Annotated in this window: 22 protein-coding genes; 8 read left to right on the forward strand and 14 right to left on the reverse strand. The window is 72.1% G+C overall.

Going from position 1 to position 23,137, the window contains the following annotated elements:
- Nucleotide 1 precedes the first annotated feature (1 nt).
- From AC1Q49_RS11270 to AC1Q49_RS11280, 3 genes are read right to left on the reverse strand one after another with little or no spacing between them, the layout of a single operon-like run.
- On the reverse strand, nucleotides 2-688 hold the full coding sequence (locus tag AC1Q49_RS11270) for a hypothetical protein (protein ID WP_492492221.1): 687 nt from the start codon (nucleotides 686-688) through the stop codon (nucleotides 2-4).
- Nucleotides 685-1,584 carry an ABC transporter ATP-binding protein gene (locus AC1Q49_RS11275; RefSeq protein ID WP_060959653.1) on the reverse strand — a complete coding sequence of 300 codons (900 nt, stop codon included), beginning with the start codon at nucleotides 1,582-1,584 and terminating at the stop codon, nucleotides 685-687. The genes AC1Q49_RS11270 and AC1Q49_RS11275 overlap by 4 nt, the downstream gene beginning before the upstream one ends.
- Nucleotides 1,581-2,009, reverse strand: a complete 429-nt coding sequence (locus tag AC1Q49_RS11280) for a GntR family transcriptional regulator (RefSeq protein WP_492492245.1) — start codon at nucleotides 2,007-2,009, stop codon at nucleotides 1,581-1,583. Before AC1Q49_RS11280 ends, AC1Q49_RS11275 begins: the two co-directional genes overlap by 4 nt.
- 360 nt (nucleotides 2,010-2,369) lie before the next feature.
- Between AC1Q49_RS11280 and AC1Q49_RS11285 the strand changes: the two genes are divergently transcribed.
- Genes AC1Q49_RS11285 through AC1Q49_RS11295 form a run of 3 tightly spaced genes read left to right on the forward strand, consistent with a single transcriptional unit; the run spans nucleotide 2,370 to nucleotide 5,490 of the window.
- The gene (locus AC1Q49_RS11285; RefSeq protein WP_101307064.1) at nucleotides 2,370-3,656 is read left to right on the forward strand and encodes a quaternary amine ABC transporter ATP-binding protein; all 1,287 of its coding nucleotides are present in this window, start codon (nucleotides 2,370-2,372) and stop codon (nucleotides 3,654-3,656) included.
- Nucleotides 3,656-4,606: an ABC transporter permease gene (locus AC1Q49_RS11290; RefSeq protein ID WP_492492224.1), complete on the forward strand. Its 951-nt coding sequence runs from the start codon at nucleotides 3,656-3,658 to the stop codon at nucleotides 4,604-4,606. The genes AC1Q49_RS11285 and AC1Q49_RS11290 overlap by 1 nt, the downstream gene beginning before the upstream one ends.
- Nucleotides 4,603-5,490, forward strand: a complete 888-nt coding sequence (locus AC1Q49_RS11295) for a glycine betaine ABC transporter substrate-binding protein (RefSeq protein ID WP_060959657.1) — start codon at nucleotides 4,603-4,605, stop codon at nucleotides 5,488-5,490. Before AC1Q49_RS11290 ends, AC1Q49_RS11295 begins: the two co-directional genes overlap by 4 nt.
- Before the next feature lie 10 nt (nucleotides 5,491-5,500).
- Here the strand turns inward: AC1Q49_RS11295 and AC1Q49_RS11300 are convergent, their stop codons facing one another.
- The 4 genes from AC1Q49_RS11300 to purL all read right to left on the reverse strand — a co-directional run bounded on the left by AC1Q49_RS11300 (nucleotide 5,501) and on the right by purL (nucleotide 9,896).
- Nucleotides 5,501-6,259, reverse strand: coding sequence for a hypothetical protein (locus AC1Q49_RS11300; RefSeq protein WP_061782384.1), 759 nt, complete (start codon nucleotides 6,257-6,259; stop codon nucleotides 5,501-5,503).
- 42 nt (nucleotides 6,260-6,301) lie between these two features.
- Nucleotides 6,302-7,297, reverse strand: coding sequence for a hypothetical protein (locus AC1Q49_RS11305; RefSeq protein ID WP_101307060.1), 996 nt, complete (start codon nucleotides 7,295-7,297; stop codon nucleotides 6,302-6,304).
- 123 nt (nucleotides 7,298-7,420) lie between these two features.
- Nucleotides 7,421-7,555: a hypothetical protein gene (locus tag AC1Q49_RS11310; RefSeq protein WP_255266093.1), complete on the reverse strand. Its 135-nt coding sequence runs from the start codon at nucleotides 7,553-7,555 to the stop codon at nucleotides 7,421-7,423.
- A 4-nt stretch (nucleotides 7,556-7,559) separates the two neighbouring features.
- The gene (gene purL / locus AC1Q49_RS11315; RefSeq protein ID WP_061782386.1) at nucleotides 7,560-9,896 is read right to left on the reverse strand and encodes a phosphoribosylformylglycinamidine synthase subunit PurL; all 2,337 of its coding nucleotides are present in this window, start codon (nucleotides 9,894-9,896) and stop codon (nucleotides 7,560-7,562) included.
- A gap of 305 nt (nucleotides 9,897-10,201) precedes the next feature.
- On the opposite strand from purL, the gene AC1Q49_RS11320 reads away from it, so the two are divergent.
- The gene (locus AC1Q49_RS11320; RefSeq protein WP_492492227.1) at nucleotides 10,202-10,780 is read left to right on the forward strand and encodes a hypothetical protein; all 579 of its coding nucleotides are present in this window, start codon (nucleotides 10,202-10,204) and stop codon (nucleotides 10,778-10,780) included.
- 35 nt (nucleotides 10,781-10,815) lie between these two features.
- Here the strand turns inward: AC1Q49_RS11320 and AC1Q49_RS11325 are convergent, their stop codons facing one another.
- Nucleotides 10,816-11,091 carry a hypothetical protein gene (locus tag AC1Q49_RS11325; RefSeq protein ID WP_492492229.1) on the reverse strand — a complete coding sequence of 92 codons (276 nt, stop codon included), beginning with the start codon at nucleotides 11,089-11,091 and terminating at the stop codon, nucleotides 10,816-10,818.
- A gap of 108 nt (nucleotides 11,092-11,199) precedes the next feature.
- Between AC1Q49_RS11325 and AC1Q49_RS11330 the strand changes: the two genes are divergently transcribed.
- The 4 genes from AC1Q49_RS11330 (at nucleotide 11,200) to AC1Q49_RS11345 (ending at nucleotide 13,926) form a co-directional block, all read left to right on the forward strand.
- On the forward strand, nucleotides 11,200-11,595 hold the full coding sequence (locus AC1Q49_RS11330) for a VOC family protein (RefSeq protein ID WP_492492231.1): 396 nt from the start codon (nucleotides 11,200-11,202) through the stop codon (nucleotides 11,593-11,595).
- Nucleotides 11,592-11,927: a TraR/DksA family transcriptional regulator gene (locus AC1Q49_RS11335; protein ID WP_492492233.1), complete on the forward strand. Its 336-nt coding sequence runs from the start codon at nucleotides 11,592-11,594 to the stop codon at nucleotides 11,925-11,927. The genes AC1Q49_RS11330 and AC1Q49_RS11335 overlap by 4 nt, the downstream gene beginning before the upstream one ends.
- A gap of 672 nt (nucleotides 11,928-12,599) precedes the next feature.
- The gene (locus AC1Q49_RS11340) at nucleotides 12,600-12,962 is read left to right on the forward strand and encodes an ArsR/SmtB family transcription factor (RefSeq protein ID WP_492492235.1); all 363 of its coding nucleotides are present in this window, start codon (nucleotides 12,600-12,602) and stop codon (nucleotides 12,960-12,962) included.
- Nucleotide 12,963: 1 nt separating this feature from the next.
- Nucleotides 12,964-13,926 (forward strand): SRPBCC family protein, encoded by a 963-nt coding sequence (locus AC1Q49_RS11345; protein ID WP_101307050.1) that lies wholly within the window; start codon nucleotides 12,964-12,966, stop codon nucleotides 13,924-13,926.
- A 355-nt stretch (nucleotides 13,927-14,281) separates the two neighbouring features.
- Here AC1Q49_RS11345 and AC1Q49_RS11350 read toward each other — a convergent pair whose 3' ends face one another.
- The 6 genes from AC1Q49_RS11350 to kdpF all read right to left on the reverse strand — a co-directional run bounded on the left by AC1Q49_RS11350 (nucleotide 14,282) and on the right by kdpF (nucleotide 22,812).
- On the reverse strand, nucleotides 14,282-14,971 hold the full coding sequence (locus AC1Q49_RS11350) for a response regulator (RefSeq protein WP_101307049.1): 690 nt from the start codon (nucleotides 14,969-14,971) through the stop codon (nucleotides 14,282-14,284).
- A 4-nt stretch (nucleotides 14,972-14,975) separates the two neighbouring features.
- Nucleotides 14,976-17,528: a DUF4118 domain-containing protein gene (locus AC1Q49_RS11355; protein WP_492492238.1), complete on the reverse strand. Its 2,553-nt coding sequence runs from the start codon at nucleotides 17,526-17,528 to the stop codon at nucleotides 14,976-14,978.
- A 689-nt stretch (nucleotides 17,529-18,217) separates the two neighbouring features.
- Nucleotides 18,218-18,838, reverse strand: a complete 621-nt coding sequence (kdpC, locus tag AC1Q49_RS11360; RefSeq protein ID WP_492492240.1) for a potassium-transporting ATPase subunit KdpC — start codon at nucleotides 18,836-18,838, stop codon at nucleotides 18,218-18,220.
- 23 nt (nucleotides 18,839-18,861) lie between these two features.
- Nucleotides 18,862-21,033 carry a potassium-transporting ATPase subunit KdpB gene (gene kdpB / locus AC1Q49_RS11365; protein WP_492492242.1) on the reverse strand — a complete coding sequence of 724 codons (2,172 nt, stop codon included), beginning with the start codon at nucleotides 21,031-21,033 and terminating at the stop codon, nucleotides 18,862-18,864.
- A 1-nt stretch (nucleotide 21,034) separates the two neighbouring features.
- The gene (gene kdpA / locus AC1Q49_RS11370) at nucleotides 21,035-22,723 is read right to left on the reverse strand and encodes a potassium-transporting ATPase subunit KdpA (RefSeq protein ID WP_060959092.1); all 1,689 of its coding nucleotides are present in this window, start codon (nucleotides 22,721-22,723) and stop codon (nucleotides 21,035-21,037) included.
- Nucleotides 22,723-22,812 carry a K(+)-transporting ATPase subunit F gene (gene kdpF / locus AC1Q49_RS11375; protein ID WP_060959093.1) on the reverse strand — a complete coding sequence of 30 codons (90 nt, stop codon included), beginning with the start codon at nucleotides 22,810-22,812 and terminating at the stop codon, nucleotides 22,723-22,725. Before kdpF ends, kdpA begins: the two co-directional genes overlap by 1 nt.
- Between the last annotated feature and the right edge of the window lie 325 nt (nucleotides 22,813-23,137).

The raw sequence follows: 23,137 nt of genomic DNA on the forward strand, positions 1-23,137 counted from the left end.
CTCAGGGGATGGCGCGGCGGAGAGTCGCGAACGACACCGCCCCCACCGCGACCCCCGCGACCGCCAGCACGCCGGTGAGGCCCATCGGCCCCAGCGCGGTGAGCCAGGCGCCGACCGCGGCCCAGGCCTCCAGGCGGGCGACGAGCCACAGCGCGGCGACCAGCAGCAGGCCGACCGTGACGAGGGCCACCGTGAGGCCGAGGGCGCCGTACCGCCGGTAGATCGTGGCTCCCCAGAACCCCAGGATGAACAGCAGCATCGCCGTGACGCCGAAGAACACGCCGGCGCCGATCGCGCCCGCCGTCCAGATCCAGTCGAGCGAGAAGAAGTAGCCGTTCACCCCCCAGCCGCCCGTGGCCCGTTCGACGGCGCCGCCGACGGCGAAGACGAGGCCGAGCATCGCCGCGGTCACGAGGGCGGCCAGCATGGTGCCGAAGAAGAACTCCCGCCGGGTGATGCTCAGCGCCTGCGAGAACGGGAAGGTGTAGCTCAGCGACATGATGCCCAGGCCGAAGAAGTACCAGATCGGCGCCTGACTTCCGCCGCCGTACTTCGCGCCGCCGTACGGGATCATCGCGAAGATCGCGATGGAGAGCACGAGCGTGGCGCCGAGGATGATCAGCGGCAGCCACACGAACGTGTACTTGTTGACGAACTGCATGCGGGCGACGGTGACGACACGGTTCATCGGAGTGCTCCTTCGGCGGCGGCGTTCTCGGCCTGGTGCTGGGTGAGGCGGACGATCAGCTGCTGCAGCGACACCGGACCCGCTTCGAGGCCGGATGCCGCCAGGCGCGCCCGGTCGTCGGCATCGAGTGCGCCGAGCACCGTGACGCTGGTGACGCGCCCGAGGCTCTCCCGGTGGAGCACCTCGCGGCCCGCGGTGAAGGCGGCCACCGCGTCGGCGTCGCCGACGATCGTCGCGGCCCGCCCGCGCACGGCGTCGGTCTCCTCGTCCAGCAGGATGCGGCCGCGGTCGATGACGATGACCCGCTCGATGAGGTCGGCGACCTCATCGATGAGGTGGCTGGAGAGCACGATCGTGCGCGGGTGCTCCACGTAGTCGGCGAGGAGGCGGTCGTAGAAGATCTGCCGGGCGACGGCATCCAGCCCGAGATAGGGCTCGTCGAAGAAGGTCAGCTCGGCGCGCGAGGCCAGGCCGATGATCACGCCGACGGCCGACAGCTGTCCGCGGGAGAGCTTCTTGATCCGTGTCTTCATCGGCAGTTGGAACGCGCGCACGAGGTCGTCCGCGAGCTCCTGGTTCCAGTGGGGGAAGAACATGCGCGCCATGCGGAACGCGTGGCCCGGTCGGGCGTCGTCGGGGTAGCGCTGGCTCTCCCGCACGAAGCAGACGCGGGTGAGCACCCGGGCATTCTCGTAGGGGCTCTCCCCGAACACGCGCACGTCGCCGGAGGTGGCGAAGTTCTGCGCGGTGAGGATCGACATCAGCGTGGTCTTGCCGGCGCCGTTGCGTCCGAGCAGGCCGTAGATGACGTTCTCCTCGAGGGCGAGCGAGACGCGGTCGAGGGCGGTGGTGTCCTTGTAGCGCTTGACGAGATCGGTCACGTCGACGACGGTCATCGTGCGTCTCCTTCCGGGAACGGGGCGGTCGGGGCTGGTGCGGACGGGTGGGCGGCGGAGGTCGGCCGTGCGGCGGCCTGTTCGCGGACGAGGGTGGCGAGCTCGTCCGGGGTGAGGCCGAGCGTGCGCGCCTCGGCCAGCAGTGGCTGGATGAAGCGTGCGGCGAACGCGGCCCTGCGTTCGAGGCGCAGCTGCTCGCGCGCTCCGATCGCGACGAACATCCCGATGCCGCGCCGCTTCACGAGGACGCCTTTCTCGACGAGCATGTTCACCCCTTTCGCGGCCGTGGCCGGGTTGATGCGGTAGAACGCCGCGAGCTCGTTGGTCGATGGCGCACGCGAGTCCTCGGCGAGGCTGCCGTCCACGATGGAGTCCTCGACGTTCTCGGCGATCTGCACGAAGAGTGCGCGTCCCTCGTCGATCACGGGACCTCCCGGCATCCGGTTTCTTGGTTAATTACTTGACTAAGTAACCATAGAACGTCGAAGACGTCAAGCGTCGCGTCCCGCGGCCCGGCCCGCGCGCACGCGCGATAGCGAGCCGGCGGCGAAAGGTCCAATTTGCGTGAGCATTCACAGGGATGAAACCGTGGATCACGGCCCCTTGCGGGGTCGATGACCCAGACCAGTCCGCGACCGCTGTCGTGCCCGTTGGCACCGGCGGACGTACGGTCGGCGGCCTTTGCGCGGACCCGATGTCCTGCGCCGAGCGTTCAGCACGAGCGCGAGCGGCCGTCACCCGGGCGTGACCGATGCAGCCTGTGCACCGGGCTGCCGAGGTGTTCTGTGACCGACGCTGTTTCCGCTGCGCCCCTGTTGGAGGCGCGGCATCTGTTCAAGGTCTTCGGACGCGATCCGAAGGATGCCGTCGCGCGGCTGCGCGCCGGACAGTCCCGCGCCGACGTGGCGGATGCCGGGACGGCCGCCGTCGTCGATGCCAGCTTCACCGTGAACCGCGGCGAGATCTTCGTGATCATGGGGCTGTCCGGCTCGGGCAAGTCGACGATCATCCGCATGCTCAACGGCCTGCTCGCCCCCACCGCCGGCGAGGTGACGATCGACGGCCGCAACGTGACGACGGCCTCCGCCGCGCAGCTGCGCAGCATCCGCCGCGCGTCGGTGTCGATGGTCTTCCAGCACTTCGCGCTGCTGCCGCACCTCAGCGTGCTCGACAACGCCGCCTACGCCCTCGAGATCCAGGGCGTCGGAAAGGCGGAGCGCCGCGAGCGGGCCCGCGACATCCTGGAGCGGGTCGGGCTCGGCGATCGCGCGGACGCGCTTCCGGACCAGCTGTCCGGCGGCATGCGCCAGCGCGTCGGCATCGCGCGGGCGCTCACCGCCGGGACCGACATCCTGCTCATGGACGAGGCCTTCTCCGCCCTTGACCCCCTCATCCGTCGCGAGATGCAGGAGCAGCTCGTCGAGCTGCAGCGCGAGCTGGGGCGGACGATCGTGTTCATCACGCACGACCTCAACGAGGCGATGTTCCTCGGCGACCGCATCGCGGTCATGCGCGATGGCCGCATCGTGCAGAACGGCACGCCGGAGGAGATCCTCACCGACCCGGCCAACGACTACGTCGCCCAGTTCGTCCAGGACGTCGACCGGGCGCGGGTGCTCACGGCATCCGCCGTCATGGAGCCGCCCACGCTGTCCACGCCGATCACCGCGGGCGTGCGCGGGGCCCTCCGCGCGATGCGTGAGAACCAGGCCGGCGCGGTGTTCGCCACCGAGAATCGGCGTCTGGTCGGCGTCGTGACGGATCGGGCGGTCATCCGCGCCGTGAAGTCGGGGGAGACCGACCTCCGCCGCATCGTCGATGCGCACGTGCCGACCGTCGGGCCCGACGACCTGCTCACCGACATCGTCGAGACCGCCGTCGAGGCGACCGTCCCGCTCGCGGTCGTCGACGCCGACGGGCGCCTGCGCGGCGTCATCCCGCGCATCACGCTGCTCGCGGCGCTCGGCAACGTGCCGCCGACCACGCGCGAGATGCCGGTCGTGCAGACGCCGCTGGAGATGGTGGCGGAGTTCACGCCGCTCGTCGACGCCGCGGCGGAAGGGGGTCGCTGATGGAGGCGCTGCGCATTCCCGTCGGAGAGTGGGCCGAGGCCGTCGTCGACGTGCTCGGCGACGTGCTGCGCGGGTTCTTCGACGCCGTCGCGTTCGTGCTCGGCGCCGTCTACGACGGGGTGGATGCCGTGCTCATGGCGCCCCCGTTCTGGCTGCTGATCCTGGTGCTCGCCGCGGCCGCCTTCGCCGTGAGCGGCTGGCGCCTGGCGCTCGGCACCGCGCTGGGGCTGCTGGTCATCGTCGCCGTCGACCAGTGGGACAACGCGATGGACACCCTCGCGCTCGTGATCGTCGCGGCGCTGGTGGCGATCGTGATCGCGATCCCGGTCGGCATCTGGGCCGCGCGGAGCGACACCGTGTCGCGCATCGTGCGTCCTGTGCTCGACTTCCTGCAGACGATGCCCGCCTTCGTCTACCTCATCCCGGCGATCATCTTCTTCGGCGTCGGGGCGGTCCCCGGCATGATCGCCACGATCCTGTTCGCCATCGCACCCGGCGTCCGCCTCACCGAGCTCGGCATCCGCGGGGTGGACAGCGAGGTCGTCGAGGCCGGGTACGCCTTCGGGGCCTCCCCGGCGCGCGTGCTGCGCCAGATCCAGATCCCGCTCGCGCTGCCGTCGATCATGGCCGGCATCAACCAGGTGATCATGCTCAGCCTCTCGATGGTCGTCATCGCCGGGATGGTCGGCGCCGGCGGCCTCGGCGGCGAGATCGTCCGCGCCATCGGCCGCATCAACGTGGGCCTCGGCTTCGAGGCCGGCCTGTCGGTCGTGATGATCGCCATGATCCTCGACCGCCTCACCTCGGCGCTCGGGCGCCCACGCGTACCGCGCCGTGCCCGCACCACCCCCCGACCCGGCGGGCACGACGCCCGCCCCAGCCGCGGAGAGTCCGCGGCTGACACCGAACGATCCGCGGACAGCACGCGGATGGAGAGGACGTCAGCATGAAGAACACCAGGAGCATTCTGGGCGGCATCGCCCTGACCGCGGCGACCGCGCTCGCCCTGAGCGGATGCGCCGGAGGCGCCGGCGGATCCGCCTCCGACCCGAAGTCGATCGAGATCGCCGTGTTCAACGGGTGGGACGAAGGCATCGCCGCGTCGTACCTGTGGCAGTCGATCCTCGAGGACAAGGGCTACGACGTGACGCTCACGTACGCCGACGTCGCGCCGGTGTACCAGGGGCTCGCCCGCGGCGACTTCGACCTCGTCCTCGACACCTGGCTGCCCACGACCCACGCCGACTACATGGAGCGCTACGGCGACAAGGTCGAGGACCTCGGCGCGTGGAACGACGACGCCCGGCTCACCATCGCCGTGAACGAGGATGCGCCGATCGACTCGCTCGACGAGCTCGCCGCGGCATCCGACCAGTTCGGCGGCCGGATCATCGGCATCGAACCCGGGTCCGGACTCATGCGCATCACCGGCGACGACGTCGTGCCGGGCTACGGGCTGGACGGCCTGGAGCTCGTCGAGTCGTCGACGCCCGCCATGCTCGCCGAGCTGAAGAAGGCGACGGATGCCGGGCAGAACATCGCCGTCACCCTGTGGCGGCCGCACTGGGCGTACAACGCGTTCCCGGTGAAGGATCTCGCCGACCCGAAGGGACTGCTGGGGGATGCCGAGAGCATCCACTCGGTGGCCGCGACCTCGTTCGCGCAGGACCACCCCGAGGTGCACGGCTGGATCTCGGGCTTCTCGATGCCGGGCGACAAGCTCGCATCGCTCGAGGACGCCATGTTCAACCAGTACAGCGGCGACGACTACGGCCCCGTCGTGAAGCAGTGGATCGCCGACAACCAGGAATGGGTCGACGGCCTCACCGCGTGAGGCGTGACCGTCAGGGACGGGGTCCGGCGTTCGCCGGGCCCCGTTCGTCGTCGGGGGCGGGATGCGGACGCTCGAGCTGGAGGGCCACGCGGTTCTCGAGGATCTCGACGGCCTCGTCGGACAGGGCCAGCAGGCCGTCGACCTCCTCGCGCACCCGCCGGTAGGCGACCTGGCGCTCGGCCGGCGTCGCGGACTCGTCGAGAGCGACGGCCAGCAGCTGCTGCGCGGTGGCGAGACGCTTGCGCTCGGTCTCGGTGAACTGCGAGTCGCGCACGCGTCGGGCCTCGCGTTCGGCGAGATCGAAGGCGACCTCGTAGTCGGTCACCGCCGCCCGGTACTCGGCGACCTGGTCGGCGCCGACCCGGGCATCGGCCGACGGCGGGCGCAGACGGTCGGCGACCTTCTTGGCACGCAGGAACGCCGCGGTCAGGGGCTGGCGGCCGTCGCTCATGGTGGGGAAGGCGATCATGCGGGCCACATCGAGCTCGTACTCCAACCACCGCGCGGTCACGTCGTCGTGGACCGCGAACAGCTTCTCCAGCTGATCGGGCAGCGGGGAGGGCTTCGTGATGGGCTGGGGGTCGCTTCCGGAGACGCGGGTGGACGCCGTGATGGTCTTCAGCTCGGCCTTCGCCTTCATGACCTCCAGCCGACGCGCGTGACGACGCTGCGCGAGCACGTCCCACCGGCGCAGTGCGCCGCCCGCGACGCCGAGAACGGGGAACACCAGCCACCAATAGTGCTGGGCGAAGATCCAGAACTGGTCCACGGCCTCAACCCTATGCGCGGGGAGGCCTCTGCGCGGCGAGGCCTAGGCGCGCGGGCGTCGCGGCACGGGCCAGATCGGACCGCCGGGAGCGTCGGGACGGCCGGAAGCGGCGGGGCCGGCGGCGCCCGGGGGTGGGTCTTCGGGGTTCTGCGTCGTGGCCGCGTCGCCGCGCGGCGCCGGCGCCGCCTGCGATCCCCGGGTCGCCATCACGCGGGCGAACGCCTCCGTCCCCCGCGCGATCACCGTGTGCGTGACCGTCTGGGTGAGGTTCTGCGCGATCTCCGTCCACGGGGCGATCCCGATCGTGCCGGCGCGCGGCGCATCGGGGTCGCCGGGCGCCGGTCGTGCCGGGGCGTCGCCCGCCGCCCGCGCCTGCCGCCAGGCGTCGGCCTCGGCCGCATCGAATGCGCGGGAGACGGCCGCCACGGCATCCCGGTACGCGGCGAACTGCGGCGGCGTGATGCGCGCCTGCGCGGAGGCCGGACGCCGCTCGCGCGCCCGCCGCTCCGCGGCCAGGAACGCCGCCGTCAGCGGCTGGCGGGCATCGGTCATCGCCGGGAAGGCGATCAGCCGCGCGGGATCGGTCTCATAGGTCATCCATCGCGCCGTGATCGCGTCGTGCGTGGCCAGCAGTCGCGCGGTGGGGGTGTCGGCGGCATCCGTCGCCGCGGGCAGCGCCGCGCGGGCGGCCGCCACGTGCGCACGTCGGGCGCGCGCGGTCGCCGCGGCGGCTCGCGCCTCGTCGGCGGCACGGTCGAGCTCGCGCCGTGCGGCGATCACGTCCGCGCGACCGGCGCGCCCCGTCGCCTGTTCGGCCTGCACCCGCGCCAGCTCGGTGCGCGCCACCCGGTGCCGGGCACGCGCGGCCGTCGCCGCGCGGCGGGCGGCGTGCATCTCCAGGCGCGCCGCGTCGAGCTCGATGCGGCGGTGGCGCTGCCGACGCTCCCGGCGCAGCCCGAGCCAGCCGAGGGTGCCGGTGCCGATCACCGTCGGCCCGATCCACCAGAACTCGGCGAGAGACGCCCAGAGCGGATCCACGTCCTCAGCCTAACGAGAACGCCTGGGAGCGCTCGCAGACCGGATGCCGCGGCATCCGTACCCGGGCGAGGCCGCTCGATCCGACGCGGAGTGCGCGATGCGCCGAGGAGCCCGCGCGCCGGCTCAGCCGAAGAGCAGGGCGAGCACCGTCGCGCCGCCGCCCACGAGGATGAGGGCGATGATCGTGACCCAGGCGATGATGCGCGTGCGGCGCGTGCGCGCCTCGTTCATGCCGGTGTACTCGTCCTCGTCGCTCATGCGCTCAGCCTACGGGCTCGGTGACGGTCGGACCGAATGCCGCGGGCAGCGTCGCCTGCGCGCGGGCGCGCAGCTCGCCGACGGTCACCGTGAACACGTCCTGCACCTCGAGCGCCGGCTCGTCGCCGTCCGCCGCGACGTCGGTCACACCGATGCGCAGCACCGGGTAGCCGCGTCCCTCGCACAGTCCGCGGAACTTCACGTCCTCCTCGCGCGGCACCGACACGATGACGCGGCCGGTCGACTCGCTGAACAGGGCGGTCGCGGCATCCACGCCGTCGCGCTCCATGATCTCGCGCAGCCACACGCGCGCGCCGACACCGAACCGCGTCACGGCCTCGGCGAGGGCCTGGGCGAGCCCGCCCGACGAGAGGTCGTGCGCGCTCGAGACGAGCTCCTGCTGGGATGCCGCGTGGATGAGCTCCGCCAGGCGCTTCTCCTGCGCGAGGTCGACCGCCGGCGGGCGTCCGCCGAGGTGGCCGTGCACGGTCTCGGCCCACGCCGATCCGCTCAGCTCGGTGGCCGTGACACCCAGCAGATAGATGTTCTCGCCGGCATCCTGCCAGCCGCTCGGGATGCGGCGGGCGACGTCGTCGATGATGCCCAGCACGCCCACCACCGGCGTCGGGAAGATCGGGGTGTCGCCGGTCTGGTTGTAGAAGCTGACGTTGCCGCCGGTGACCGGGACGCCGAGCTCGAGGCACGCGTCGGCGAGACCGTCGACGGCCTGGCCGAACTGCCACATGACCTCGGGGTTCTCCGGGCTGCCGAAGTTCAGGCAGTCGGTGACGGCGGTGGGAACGGCCCCGGTGACGGCGACGTTGCGGTACGCCTCGGCGAGGGCCAGCTGGGCACCCGCGTACGGGTCGAGCTGGCAGAAGCGGCCGTTGCAGTCGGTCGCGATCGCGAAGCCGAGGCCGCTCTCCTCGTCGACGCGGATCATGCCGGCGTCATCGGGGAAGCTCAGCGCCGTGTTGCCCATGACGTAGTAGTCGTACTGGTTGGTGACCCAGCTGGTGTCGGCGAGATTGGGGCTGCCCAGCAGATCGAGGAACTGCGTGCGCAGGGTCGCGGGGTCGTCGGTGCGGTCGAGGGCCGAGGCCGAGTCGTCGCGCAGGGCGTCGATCCAGGTGGGGTAGGCGACCGGGCGCTCGTAGACCGGGCCGTCGACGGCGACGGTCGAGGGGTCGACGTCGACGATCTGCTCGCCGTGCCAGAAGATCTGCAGGCGGCCGTCGCCGGTGACCTCGCCGAGCACGCTCGTCTCGACATCCCACTTGCCCGTGACGGCCAGGAACGCGTCGAGCTTCTCGGGCGCGACGATCGCCATCATGCGCTCCTGGCTCTCGCTCATGAGGATCTCCTCCGGCGTGAGCGTGGGGTCGCGCAGCAGCACGTTCTCGAGGTCGACGCGCATGCCCGAGCCGCCGTTGGCGGCCAGCTCGCTCGTGGCGCAGGAGATGCCGGCGGCGCCGAGGTCCTGGATCGCCTCGACGAGCTCGTCGCGGTAGAGCTCCAGGCAGCACTCGATGAGCACCTTCTCGGCGAACGGGTCGCCCACCTGCACGGCCGGCCGCTTGGTGGGGCCGCCGTCGGCGAAGGTGTCGGACGCGAGGATCGATGCGCCGCCGATGCCGTCGCCGCCCGTGCGGGCGCCGAAGAGGACGACCTTGTTGCCCGCGCCGGTGGCGTTGGCGAGCTTGATGTCCTCGTGGCGCATGACGCCGACCGCGAGGGCGTTGACGAGCGGGTTGCCCTGGTAGACGGAGTCGAAGACCGTCTCGCCGCCGATGTTCGGCAGGCCCAGGCAGTTCGCGTAGAAGCTGATGCCGCTGACCACCCCGTGCACGACGCGGGCCGTGTCGGGGTTGTCGATGGCGCCGAAGCGCAGCTGGTCCATGACCGCGACGGGGCGCGCGCCCATCGAGATGATGTCGCGGACGATGCCGCCGACGCCGGTCGCGGCGCCCTGGAACGGCTCGATGTAGCTGGGGTGGTTGTGGCTCTCGACCTTGAAGGTGACCGCCCAGCCCTCGCCCACGTCGACGACGCCGGCGTTCTGGCCCATGCCGACCATGAGGCGCGCCTTCATCTCCTCGGACACCTTCTGCCCGAACCGGCGCAGGTAGATCTTGGAGGACTTGTACGAGCAGTGCTCGCTCCACATCACCGAGTACATCGCCAGCTCGCCGCTGGTGGGGCGGCGGCCGAGGATCTGCTTGATCTGGTCGTACTCGTCGCTCTTGAGTCCGAGTGCCGCGTACGGCTGCTCCTTCTCCGGCGTCTGGACGGCGTTCTCGACAGTGTCTGCGACCTTGCTGTCGGATGCGGGGGTGCTCACGCGGCGGGACTCCAAGACTCGGGTGCCGGGGACGGCCTCAGTCTAGCCGGGACGCTGTCCGTCACGGGCGCGCGACCGTGGCCCGCTCCGCGGGGTCCGCTCCGGGTCTGCTCCTGTCCCGAACTCCTCCATCCGCGCCTGTCGGAGGCGGCCACAGCCCGATCCGCCGGGTGCGGCGGCGGGGTTCGGCGGCGGGTTGGAGGAGTTCGGGCCGTGGCGGGGTGGGGGAGTTCGGGCCGTGGCCCGGATCACGAGGGTCGGTAGCCTCGACGCATGGGGTCTCCGTCTCGCGTCGGTCGACGCTCATGACCGGCGCCCACGCCGACCTGTGGTGGCTGCCCGTCGGGGCGGGAGGGCGCGTCGTGGTCCGGACGAGCCGGTGGTGGGAGTCGCTGCGCGCCCTCCGGGCGCGTCGGTCGCCGCGGCCCCTCTTCCATGCCGCCCTCGAGGTCTTCGACGGAGAGGCCGGATACGTCATCGAGATGACGCCGGCCTGGGGTGGTCCGGTGGGCCCCCGCGGCGTCGTCGCCGAGGGACCGGTGGGATCGCGCCGGCTCGGGGGCTCCCGACTCTTCCGCTACGAGATCCGCTGCTGGAAGGACGGCGTCATCCCCGATCGCCGGTGGGCCGTGGAGCCGCCCCGTCGGCTCGCCTTGTCACCCGCGGCGGCAGGTGCGCTGATCGCGCGGGTGGGCCATGCGCCCCGCTTCGTCTGGGGACGCGATCCGTTCGGGATCGGCGACATGTGGAACTCGAACTCGTTGATCGCCTGGCTTCTGGAGGGCTCGGGGATCGACACCGCCGAGATCGCGCCGCCTCGCGGCGGCGATGCGCCCGGCTGGCGGTGCGGCGCGGTCGCCGCCCGGCGGGGGCTGAGGCCCTGAAACCGGGCCGACGCGGAACCGGTGCGCGGTCGCCGTCAGACCTCGTCGTCGATCACGCCGATGCCGACGGCGTGGTGGCTGGGCTCCTCCGCCTGCGGCATCGTCGGCTCGTCCGGAGTGGGCGCGAGGGGCTCCTCCGGATTCGGCGCGAGCGGTTCCTCCGGATGCGGTGCCAGGGGCTCCTCGCCCGGGTCCTTCTCGGTGCTCGGCTCGGTCAGCGCCTCGGTGTCGGGCTCGACGCCCTCGGGGGCGTCTTCGGCGCCGACGCCGGCCGTGCCGTCGATCGTGTCGGACGTCTGCGGATCGGTCATCTCGTCCTCCTTCGTGGTGCCCTCCACTGTTCGCCGGGTCGGCGAGACGCGCACGGGGGTTGACAGGAGGGGTCGTGCGTGTCGCGGGTTCGACGTATCCTCGCCCCCATGACCGGACTCACCCCGTACCTCTCCTTCGACGGCACGGCACGCGACGCACTCGAGTTCTACCGGGGCGTCTTCGGCGGCGAACTCGTCCTCTCGACCTTCGGCGAGTTCGGTCGCGACGACGGGCCCGCCGACCGCATCGCGCACGGCATGCTGCAGGGTCCGGTCGAGCTCTTCGCGTCGGATGCCGGAAGCGGCGAGCAGACCCTGGAACTCCGCGGCATCCTGTTCTCCCTCCTGGGCACCGCCGAGCCGGCGACGCTCGAGGAGTGGTTCGCTGCGCTCGCCGAGGGTGGCGAGGTGCTCGACGCCCTCGCACTGCGGCCGTGGGGTGATCACGACGGACAGGTGCGCGACCGGTTCGGGGTGACCTGGCTCATCGGCCACCAGGGATGACCGACCCCGTCGTGCGCCTGCGGGCCCGCGCCGCGGAGCTCGACGAGATGCTCGCCCGGCTCGACGCCGATGAGGTCGCCGTGCGCACCGACCGGTCCGACGCGACCGCCGACGACGAACACGACCCGGAGGGCTCGACCCTGTCGGGGGAGTGGCAGCGCATCGACGCGCTCCGCCGCTCCGTGCGCGACGAGCGGGCGGAGGTCGACGCCGCGCTCGCGCGGGTGGATGCCGGGACCTACGGCGTCTGCCTCGTGTGCGGTGCCCCGATCGCTCCCGGCCGGCTCGAGGCGCGCCCCATGGCGACGACCTGCATCGCCTGCGCCGCCTGACGCACCGCGCCGTGCCCGGGTCGCGGTGCGGTGCGGTGCCCGCCGTGCCGTGCCGAGCTCGGGTCGCTGTGTCCCCAACTCCTCCATTCGCGGGTCGAAGCTGTCCAGGGACGCCGTGGAGCGGGACCCAGCGGCCGATGTGGAGGAGTTCGGGCCGCGCAAGCGAGCGTCGGCTGACGGACCACGCGTGCCCGGGTCGCGCGTGTCGTGCCTGGCCCGCCGTGCCGTTCCCAGCCGAGCCGTGCCGTGCCGGGGTCGCTGTGTCCCGAACTCCTCCATTCGCGCGTCGAAGCTGTCCAGGAACGCCGCGGGGCGGGACCCAGCGGCCGATGTGGAGGAGTTCGGGCCGCGCAAGCCGGCGGCACCTGACGGGCCGGGCGCGCCGGGTCGCCGTGCCTGCCCGACTCGCCGCGCCGCCGGGTCCCCAACTCCTCCACCCACTGCCCCGGGGCGGTCACCGAGCCGCATTCGACCATGCCACGTGTCGATGTGGAGGAGTTCGGGCCGCCACAGGCGTTCGACACGAAGCAGGCGCGGCTTCGTGTCCGCAGCCCGGAGGGCCGGCGCCGTCGGTGTGCGCCGCGACATCCGCGGAGGTTCGACGGCGTGGTCTCCGGGGCTGTGAAAAGGGGGCATTGACACGCGGCATCCCCTGCCCTAACGTACAACCAAATGGTTGTACGAACTGAGTTGAGCGACGATGAGACCGACCGCCTGTTCCACGCCCTCGCGGCGGCGACGCGGCGCGACATCCTGCGACGCACGATCGTCGACGAGCAGTCGGTGTCGGCGCTCGCCGCGGACTACGACATGTCGTTCGCGGCCGTGCAGAAGCACATCGCCGTGCTCGAGGCCGCCGGCCTCGTCATCAAGCGCGCCGAGGGACGCGAGCGCCTCGTGCGCGCCGACCCGCGCATGATCGCCCGCGCCCGGGCGCTGCTCGCCCGCTACGAAGACCTCTGGCGCTCGCGCATCGACCGCCTCGACGCCCTGCTGGCTGAACCGCACGATCCCCGTCCCACGCAAGGAGACTGACATGCCCGTCACCGACATCACGACCGACCCCGAGAACCTCACGATGACCCTCGTCGCGGATGCCGCGGCTCCCGTCTCCCGGCTCTGGGAGGCCTTCACCGACCCGCGGCAGCTCGAGCGGTTCTGGGGCCCTCCCGGCTGGCCGGCGACCTTCACCGCGTTCGACCTCCGCCCCGGCGGTCGCGTGGACTACCGCATGACGAGTCCGCGGGGGGAGCGCTCCGCCGGATCGTGGGAGGTCCTGAACGTCGAGCCCGGTCGCAGTTTCGAGGTGCTCGACTCGTTCGTCGGTGACGACGGCGAGAAGCTCGAAGGCTTCCCGTCGATGCGGATGCTGTTCTCCTTCGATGCGACCGCCGAGGGCTCTCGCCTGACCAACACCACCTACTTCACCTCGCTCGAGGCGCTCGAGCAGGTCGTCGCGATGGGCGCGATCGAGGGTTCGCGCCTCGCGATGAGCCAGCTCGACGCGGTGCTGCAGGACCTCCGCGCCTACGCGCAGGGCAAGGGCACCCGCACCGAGCTGTTGACCGATCAGCACGTGCGCATCACCCGACTCATCGAGGGCTCGCGCGAGCTGGTGTGGCGCGCCCACCACGAGCCCGAGCTGCTGCGGCAGTGGCTGCTGGGACCCGACGGCTGGCAGATGATCGAGTGCGAGGTCGGCGAGACCACTCGCTTCGTGTGGCAGCAGGGCGACGACGAGTCGACCCGGTTCGGGTTCGAGAGCGAGACCGTGCTCAGCGAGCCGATCTGGCGCGAGGTGTCGACCGAGCGGATGATCGGGGTTCCGGGACCGGCCAACCTCAACGACCTGCAGCTCTACGAGGAGGATGGCGCGACGTTGCTGACGCTGCTGATCGAGTACCCCGACAAGGAGACGCGCGACATGATCCTCGCCACGGGGATGACCGACGGCATGGAGTCGTCGTACGCGCGTCTCGAGGCGGTCGTCGCGGGCTGAGGGTAGGGGCGTTTCGACGCGGCGCTGCGCGCCTCGCTCAACGACCGGGAAGGGTGCGCCCTCCGGTCCTTGAGAGAGCGCAGCGAGTCGAAACGTGAGGGAGCGGAGCGAATCGACACGCCCGTCCTCGAGCGATCCGCGACGCAACTGCAAGGGATGCTGCCTGACACGCCGCGGCATCCCTTGTCCCTGCCCGCGTGTCGCGGCTACGGCCTTGCAGTTCTGATGGGGGCGGGCGCGGGGTGTTTCGACTCGGCGCTGCGCGCCTCGCTCAACGACCGGGGAGGGTGCGTCCTCCGGTCGTTGAGCGAGCGCAGCGAGTCGAAACGTGGCACGCCGCGGCGGCGTGGTCGGGTCAGTCCCCGAGCACCAGCCGGTAGCCCATGCCCTGCTCCGTCAGCAGATGCTGCGGGTGGGCGGGGTCGCGTTCGAGCTTCTTGCGCAGCTGCGACATGTACAGGCGCAGGTATCCCGAGTCCGCCACCTGATCGGTGCCCCAGATGTCCCTGAGCAGGTTCTGCCGGGTCACTAGCGTGCCGGGGTTGCGGGCCAGGAACTCGAGCATGCGCCACTCCGTGGGCGTGAGGTGCACGACCTCGCCCCCGCGCACCACCCGCGTCGCGGCGAGGTCGACCTCGACGTCGCCGAAGCGCACGACGGGCGCGTCGGCGGATGCCGCGGCACCCCCGGATCGGCGCCTCCCGAGGGCCCGCAGCCGCGCGAGCAGCTCATCGATCTGGAACGGCTTCGTGACGTAGTCGTCGGCCCCGGCATCCAGCGCCTCGACCTTGTCGGCCGATCCCGTGCGTCCGGAGACGACGAGGATCGGCACGTCGGTCCAGCCGCGGAGCGCGTGGATCACCTCGACGCCGTCGAGGCGCGGCATCCCGAGATCGAGCATCACGATGTCGGGCCGGGCCTGCGCCGCGAGCGCGATCGCGGCGGCGCCGTCGGGGGCGGCGACGACCTCGTAGCCGTGCGCGGCGAGGGTGATGCGCAGGGCCCGCACGAGCTGCGGGTCGTCGTCGGCGACCAGGATCTTCACGGTGTCATCCTCCCGCCCCGGAGCGGGTGGTCGTCGCGGTGACGGATGCCGCGGCATCCACGGGCAGCGAGATCACCATCGTGAGGCCGCCGCCGGGAGTGGTCTCGGGCGTGAGCGTTCCGCCCATCCCCTCGGTGAAACCCTTCGAGAGGGCGAGGCCGAGGCCGAGCCCGGTGGTGTTGTCGGTGTCGCCGAGTCGCTGGAACGGGGCGAAGATGTCGCCCTGCCGCTCCGTCTCGACGCCCGGACCGTGGTCGACGATGCGCAGCTCGACGGTCGCGGAGAGGCGGCTCGACGCGATGCGCACGCGCGTGCCGGACGGGGCGTAGCGGCGGGCGTTCGCGAGCACGTTGACCACGACGCGCTGCAGCAGCACCGGATCGGCGCGGACGGCCGGGACCGCCGGATCGAGGGCGAGCTCGACGGCATCGGGGCCGAGCCCGAGCTCGTCGATCGCCTCCAGCACCGTCGCCGCGAAATCCACCGGGGCCAGCGAGACGGCCAGCACGCCGGCCTGCACGCGGCTGACGTCGAGCAGATCGGTGACGAGCGACGCGAGCGCGGCGAGCGACTCGTCCGCCGTGGCGATGAGCTCGTCGCGGTCGTCGGCGCTCAGGGAGGGCCCCGCGGCCCGCAGGCCCCCGACGGCGGCGATCGCGGCAGCCAGGGGACGCCGCAGGTCGTGGCTCACCGCCGACAACAGCGCCGTGCGCACCTGGTCGGTGGCGGCGAGGGCATCGGCGGTGCGCGCCGTCTGCGTGAGGTCGCCGTGCTCGAGCGCGGCCGCGAGCTGCGCCGTGATCACGTCGAGCAGCCGGCGTTCGAGCGCGTCGACGTCGCCGCCGTGGAGTTCGAGGGTGGCGCGGGGTCGTCCGCTCGCGTCGGCGCCGACCGGCACGACGACGGCGCGACCGTCCCGTACCGGCTCGCCGTCGGTGGCGAGCACCTCTCCACTCGATCCGTCGCCGGCGAGCAGGCGCGCCCCGCTCAGGCCGAACGCCTCGCGGGTGCGGCTGACCAGCGCGGGAACGGCGCTCTCGCCGCGCAGCACGCTGCCGGCCACGGTCGCGAGCAGCTCGGATTCCGCCGCCGCCCGACGTGCCCGCCGCGTGCGCCGCGCGGCCTGGTCGACGATCCAGCTGACCAGGATCGCGATGATGACGTACAGCACGAGCGACAGGGCGTGCAGCGGGTTGTCGATCGTGACGGTGAAGCGGGGATCGATGAAGAGGAAGTCGAGCGTGAGTCCCGACAGCACCGCCGCGAACAGGGCCGGCCAGATGCCGCCGATCAGGGCGACGACCACGACCAGCAGCTGATACGCGAGCACATCGGAGGTGATCGTCTCGTCGTTGGATGTCGCGAACAGCAGCCACGACAGCAACGGCCCGCCCGTCAGCGCGACGACGAGCCCCAGGATGCGGCGGCGCCAGCCGAGCGCGCCGCCGGTGACCCGCGGCAGGTGCAGCGCGCCGCCCGCGGCCGCGTGCGTGACGATGTGGACGTCGATGTCGCCCGACTCGCGGATGACCGTGGCACCGATGCCGGGACCCGTGAACGCCGCGCCGAGCCGACTGCGCCGGCTCGCTCCCAGCACGAGCTGCGTCGCGTTGACGGAGCGGGCGAAGTCGACGAGCGTGCGCGGCACGTCCTCGCCGATGACCTGGTGGTAGCTCCCGCCCAGCGATTCGACCAGCGCGCGCTGGGCCGCCAGCGCCCCGGGCGCGGCGGCGCGCAAGCCCTCCTGCGTCGTCACGTGCACGGCCAGCAGTTCGCCGCCGGCCGCGCGCGCCGCGATGCGTGCGCCGCGGCGCAGCAGGGTGTCGCCCTCGGGGCCGCCGGTCAGGGCGACGACGACGCGCTCGCGGGCCTGCCATGCGCCGCGGATGCCGTGCTCCTCGCGGTAGCTCTGCAGCGCGCTGTCGACCTCGTCGGCGAGCCACAGCAGCGCGAGCTCCCGCAGCGCCGTGAGGTTGCCCAGACGGAAGTAGTTCGACAGGGCCGCGTCGATCCGCTCGGCGGGGTAGACCGCACCGGCGGCGAGCCGGTCGCGCAGCGACTGCGGCGCGAGGTCGACCACCTCGATCTGGTCGGCCGCGCGCACCACGGCATCCGGCACCGTCTCGCGCTGCGCGACGCCCGTGATCTGCGCGACCACCCCGCCGAGCGAGGTGATGTGCTGCACGTTGACGGTCGTGATGACGTCGATGCCCGCCGCCAGCAGCTCCTCGACGTCCTGCCAGCGCTTCTCGTTGCGCGAGCCCGGCGCGTTGGTGTGCGCGAGCTCGTCGACGAGCGCGATCTCCGGATGCCGCTCCAGCAGGCCGTCGAGGTCGAGCTCGTCGAGCTCGACCTCGCGGTGGCTTAGCCGCCGGCGCGCGAGCGTGGGGAGGCCCTCCGCCTGCGCCGCGGTCGCGGCGCGCCCGTGCGTCTCGACGATGCCGACGACCACGTCGTGGCCGTCGGCGAGCAGTCGGCGCCCCTCGGAGAGCATCTCGTACGTCTTGCCCACGCCGGGCGCGGCCCCGAGCAGCACCCGCAGCCTGCCGCGCTTCATGCGTTCACCCTAGTTCTCCCGTCGGTTCTCCGGCCCCCGCCGAAGCTGTTCTCGTCGGCCGGCGTGGGCGGCGGGACCAGGCCCGGCTGGCCCGACCCGGGCTGTGCCGCTCGCCCGACCCGGCAACCGACCCGAACTGCAAGGGATGCCGGGCGACGCGCCGCCGCATCCGTTGCGGGGGCGGCGTGTCGCGGCGTCGGCCTTGCAGTTGGGGTGGGGTCCGCGGCTCGGACGGGGCTCCCGCCGTGGGCCCGACCCGACCGACAGGACCCGACCCGACCGACAGGACCCGGCCGACAGGACCCGGCCACCCCACCTGCCCGAGCTGAACCCACCGCAACCGGCCCGAACTGCAAGGGATGCCGGGGGACACGCCGTGGCATCCGTCGCACCGGCGGCGTTTCGGCGCGTCGCCCTTGCAGTTGGGGTGGGGTCTGCGGGCCGGACGGGGCTCCCGCCGTGGGCCCGCCCCGATCCGACCAACAGGACTCGGCCACCGCCGGCCCGGCAACCGACCCGGACTGCAAGGGATGCCGGGGGACACGCCGCGGCATCCGTTGCGGGGGCGGCGTGTCGGCGCGGCGGCCTTGCAGTGCGGTTGCTCCCGGGGGTTCCGACTCCGCCCCGCTCGTCGAGCGAGCGAGCGAGCGCGGCGCGTCGCGACGCCGCTTGCCGCCGTCCCGCACGCGTCAGCGTCCGAGGGCGTCGAGGGCGAGGTTCAGCTCGAGCACGTTCACCCGGGGCTCGCCGAGGAATCCGAGGTCCCGGCCGGTGGTGTGCTGATCGACGAGCGCCGACACCGCGGCGGGATCCAGGCCCCGGGCCTCGGCGACACGCGCCACCTGCAGCTCGGCGTACGCCGGCGAGATGTGCGGGTCGAGGCCCGACCCGGATGCCGTGACGGCGTCGGCCGGGATGTCGCCGATCGCCACGCCGTCCGACGAGGCGATCGCGGCCTGGCGCTCGCCGATCGCGGCGATGAGGTCGCTGTTCTCGGGCCCGAGGTTCGAGCCGCTCGAGGCCATGCCGTCGTAGCCCGAGCCGGCGGCGGACGGCCGCGACTGGAAGTACTGCGGCAGGGCCACGCCGTCGGCATCCGTGAAGGACTGGCCGATCAGCGCGCTGCCGACGACCTGTCCGTCGGTGCCGCGCACGAGCGAGCCGTTCGCCTGCGCGGGGAGGGCGAGCTGCCCGACGCCGGTGATCACGGCGGTGTAGGCGAGGCCGAGCACGGCGGTGGCGACGAGCATCGCGCGGGCGGCGACGCCGAGGTGGCGGGCATAGGTACGGGTGGAGGTGCGGGTGGACATGACGATGCCTTTCGGAAGCCCGGTCAGAAGCCCGGGAGAAGGCTCACGACGAGGTCGATGAGCTTGATGCCGACGAACGGGGCGACCACTCCGCCCAGGCCGTAGATGAGGAGGTTGCGTCCGAGGATCTGCGAGGCGCTCGCCGGCCGGTACGCGACGCCCTTCAGCGCCAGCGGGATGAGCACGACGATGATGATCGCGTTGAAGATGATCGCGCTCGTCACGGCGGATGCCGGGGAGTGCAGCTGCATGAGGTTCAGCGCCGCGAGTCCGGGGAAGACGCCCATGAACATCGCGGGGATGATCGCGAAGTACTTCGCGATGTCGTTGGCGAGGGAGAACGTGGTCAGGGCGCCGCGGGTGATCAGCAGCTGCTTGCCGATGCGGACGATGTCGATGAGCTTCGTCGGGTCGCTGTCGAGGTCGACCATGTTGCCGGCCTCCTTCGCGGCCGAGGTGCCCGTGTTCATCGCGACGCCGACGTCGGCCTGCGCGAGCGCGGGGGCGTCGTTGGTGCCGTCGCCGGTCATCGCGACGAGCGCGCCGCCGGCCTGCTCGCGCTGGATGAGCGCCAGCTTGTCCTCCGGGGTGGCCTCGGCGAGGAAGTCGTCGACACCCGCCTCCGCGGCGATCGCCCGCGCGGTGAGCGGGTTGTCGCCCGTGATCATCACGGTGCGGATGCCCATCGCACGCAGCTGCGTGAACCGCTCGGCGAGACCCTCCTTGACGACGTCCTTCAGGTGCACGGCCCCGAGCGGAACTCCTCCAGATCGAGGGTCGAGCGTGGCGACCACCAGCGGGGTTCCGCCGGACTGGGCGATGGCGTCGGTGAATTGGAGGAGTTCGGCGCGCTGCTGCGGCGCCACCGCGTGCCCCTCCGCCTCGAGCCAGGCGAGCACGGCGGATGCCGCGCCCTTGCGCACGTGCGTGCCGTCGACCAGATCGAGACCGCTCATGCGCGTCTGCGCCGTGAACGGCACGGGCGTCGATCCGTCCGGCGCGGCGGGAGCGACCCCCTGAGCCGCGGCGAGCTCGACGATCGACACGCCCTCGGGGGTCGGGTCGGCGAGGGAGGACAGCGCGGCCGCGCGAGCCAGCTCGTCGCCGGCGACACCGGTGAGCGCGACGAAGGCGCTCGCGCGGCGGTTGCCGTAGGTGATCGTGCCGGTCTTGTCGAGCAGCAGCGTGGTCACGTCGCCGGCGGCTTCGACGGCGCGCCCCGACATGGCGAGCACGTTGTGCTGCACGAGGCGGTCCATGCCCGCGATGCCGATCGCCGACAGGAGGGCGCCGATCGTCGTCGGGATGAGGCACACCAGCAGCGCCACGAGCACGGGGATGCTGACCGGACTCGCCGCGTACGACGCGATCGGGTTGAGGGTCAGCACGACGATCACGAACACGATCGACAGGCTCGCCAGCAGGATGCCGAGGGCGATCTCGTTGGGCGTGCGCTGGCGGTTCGCGCCCTCGACGAGCGCGATCATGCGGTCGACGAAGGTCTGGCCCGGCTGGGAGGTGATGCGCACCACGATGCGGTCGCTGAGCACCCGCGTGCCGCCGGTGACGGCGCTGCGGTCGCCGCCGGACTCCCGGACGACGGGGGCGGACTCGCCCGTGATCGCCGACTCGTCGACCGTGGCGATGCCCCAGATCACGTCGCCGTCGCCGGGGATGAGCTCGCCCGCCGACACGACCACGACGTCATCGAGGGCGAGCTCGGACGAGGCGACGTCGTCGGTGGTGGCCGCGGTGGCCGCGGCATCCGTCGTGGGGTCGTAGCCGCGCACGAGGTGCGCGAGCGTCGCGGTGCGGGTCGTCCGCAGGGCTTGCGCCTGCGCCTTGCCGCGGCCCTCCGCGACCGACTCGGCGAGGTTGGCGAACAGCACGGTCAGCCAGAGCCACACCGCGATGCCCCACGTGAAACCGGCCGGCACGGGCGTGCCGCCGGAGCTCTGCGGTCCGCCGAGGAACGGCTCGGCGATGGCGATGGCGGTGGTGAGGGCCGCGCCGACCCACACGAGGAACATGACGGGGCTGCGCCACAGCTCGGCGGGGTTGAGCTTGCGGAGGGCGCCGGGGAGGGCGCCGACCAGCTGCGTCCAGCCGAACGCGCGGCGGGCGGGGGCGGGCGACGACGCGGTGTCGTCACCGGCGGGCTGCGGACGGTGGAGGACCGGGGTGGACGTGTTCATGTCAGGACAGACCTTCTGCCAGGGGACCCAGCGCGAGAACGGGGAAGTAGGTGAGAGCGGTGATGACGACCGTCACGACCGCGAGCAGGCCGACGAACTGCGGACGGTGCGTGGGCAGCGTCCCGGCGGTGGACGGAACACGCTCCTGCGCGGCGAGCGAGCCGGCCAGGGCGAGCACGAGCACGATCGGCACGAACCGGCCGAGCAGCATCACCACCCCGAGCGCCGTGTTGAACCAGGGCGTGTTGGCGGTGAGGCCCGCGAAGGCGGAGCCGTTGTTGTTCGCGGCCGAGGTGAACGCGTAGAGCACCTCCGTCATCCCGTGGATGCCGGGATTGAGGATCGAGGTCGCCTCGACGTCGGCACGCACGGCGGGGATGCCGAAGCTCAGCGCCGTGCCGGCGAGCACGAGTGTCGGGGTCACGAGGATGTAGAGGCTCGCGAGCTTGATCTGCGTCGGACCGATCTTCTTGCCCAGGTACTCGGGGGTGCGCCCGACGAGCAGGCCGCCGACGAAGACCGCGATGATCGCGAGCACGAGCATGCCGTACAGGCCCGAGCCGACGCCGCCGGGGGCGACCTCGCCGAGCATCATGTTCAGCAGCGGGATCATGCCGCCGGTGGCGGTGTACGAGTCGTGCATCGAGTTCACGGCGCCGGTCGAGGTGAGGGTCGTCACGGCCGCGTACAGGGCGGAGCCGACGATGCCGAAACGCTGCTCCTTGCCCTCCATGGCGCCGCCCGCGAGCTGCGGGGCCGTGCCGTGGCCGGCGACCTCGAGCGCGCTCACCGCGGCGATCGACGCGATCGCGAGGGTCGACATGACGGCGAGGATCGCGTAGCCCTGGCGGTTGTCGCCGACCATGCGGCCGAACGTGCGGGGGAGCGAGATCGGGATGACGAGGATCAGCAGCAGCTGGACCAGGTTCGTCCACGGCGTCGGGTTCTCGAACGGGTGCGCGGAGTTCGCGTTGAAGAACCCGCCGCCGTTGGTGCCGAGCATCTTGATCGCCTCCTGCGAGGCGACCGGTCCGCCCGGGATCGACTGCGTCGCTCCGGTGAGGGTGTGCGCGTCGACGAAGCCGTTCAGGTTCTGGATGACGCCGCCGGCCAGCAGCACGAGCGCCGCCACGACCGCGATCGGCAGCAGCAGCCGGCCGAGCCCGCGGGTCAGGTCGACCCAGAAGTTGCCGATCGTGCTCTGCCCGCGCCGCGCGAAGCCGCGCACGAGCGCGATCGCGACCGCGATGCCCACCGCGGCCGACACGAAGTTCTGCACGGTGAGACCGGCGAGCTGCACGAGGTAGCCCATCGTCGCCTCGGGCGAGTACGACTGCCAGTTGGTGTTCGTGACGAAGGATGCCGCGGTGTTGAACGCCAGCCCCTCCGGCACGGCCGGCAGCCCGAGCGAAGCGGGCAGGAACGCCTGCAGTCGCTGGAGCGCGTAGACGAACAGCACGCCCAGCAGCGAGAAGGCGAGCACGCCGCGGGTGTAGGCCTGCCAGGTCTGTTCGCTCTGCGGATCGACGCCGATGAGGCGGTAGACGACGCGCTCGGCGGCGGCATCCTTCTCGCTCGTGAAGATGCGGAACATGAGATCGCCCACGGGACGGTAGAGCAGCGCGAGCAGCAGGACGAGCGTCGCGATCTGCAGGACGCCGAACCAGATGTCGGCGGTGTCGACGCCCATCAGAAGCGCTCCGGCTTCACGAGGGCGACGACCAGGTAGACGACGCTGGCGACGCCGAGCACGGCGCCGATGATCGAGAAGACGTCCATCAGAGTCGCTCCGCCCCCTTCGCGACGAGGGCGACGACCGCGAACACCGCGATCGTCACGACGACGTAGATCACATCGAGCACAGGAACTCCCGGACACTGACCGCGCTCCGTCATCGGGCCTCTGCGCGGGCGCCCACCGTGGGCACGGAATCCGATCCAACTCCGGCGTCGCGGCGGGCTGCGCCGTCCTTACGGTTTCCCTACGGCCCGGCGGGCGGTCCTCACGGCTCGCTCACGTCGCGGGCGGGGTCGGGCGTTTCGACTCGCTGCGCTCGCTCAACGACCGGAGGTGGGGTGCTCGCTCAACGTCCGCGGGCGGGGGT

The organism is Microbacterium sp. MPR-TSA4 (genome assembly GCF_058792815.1).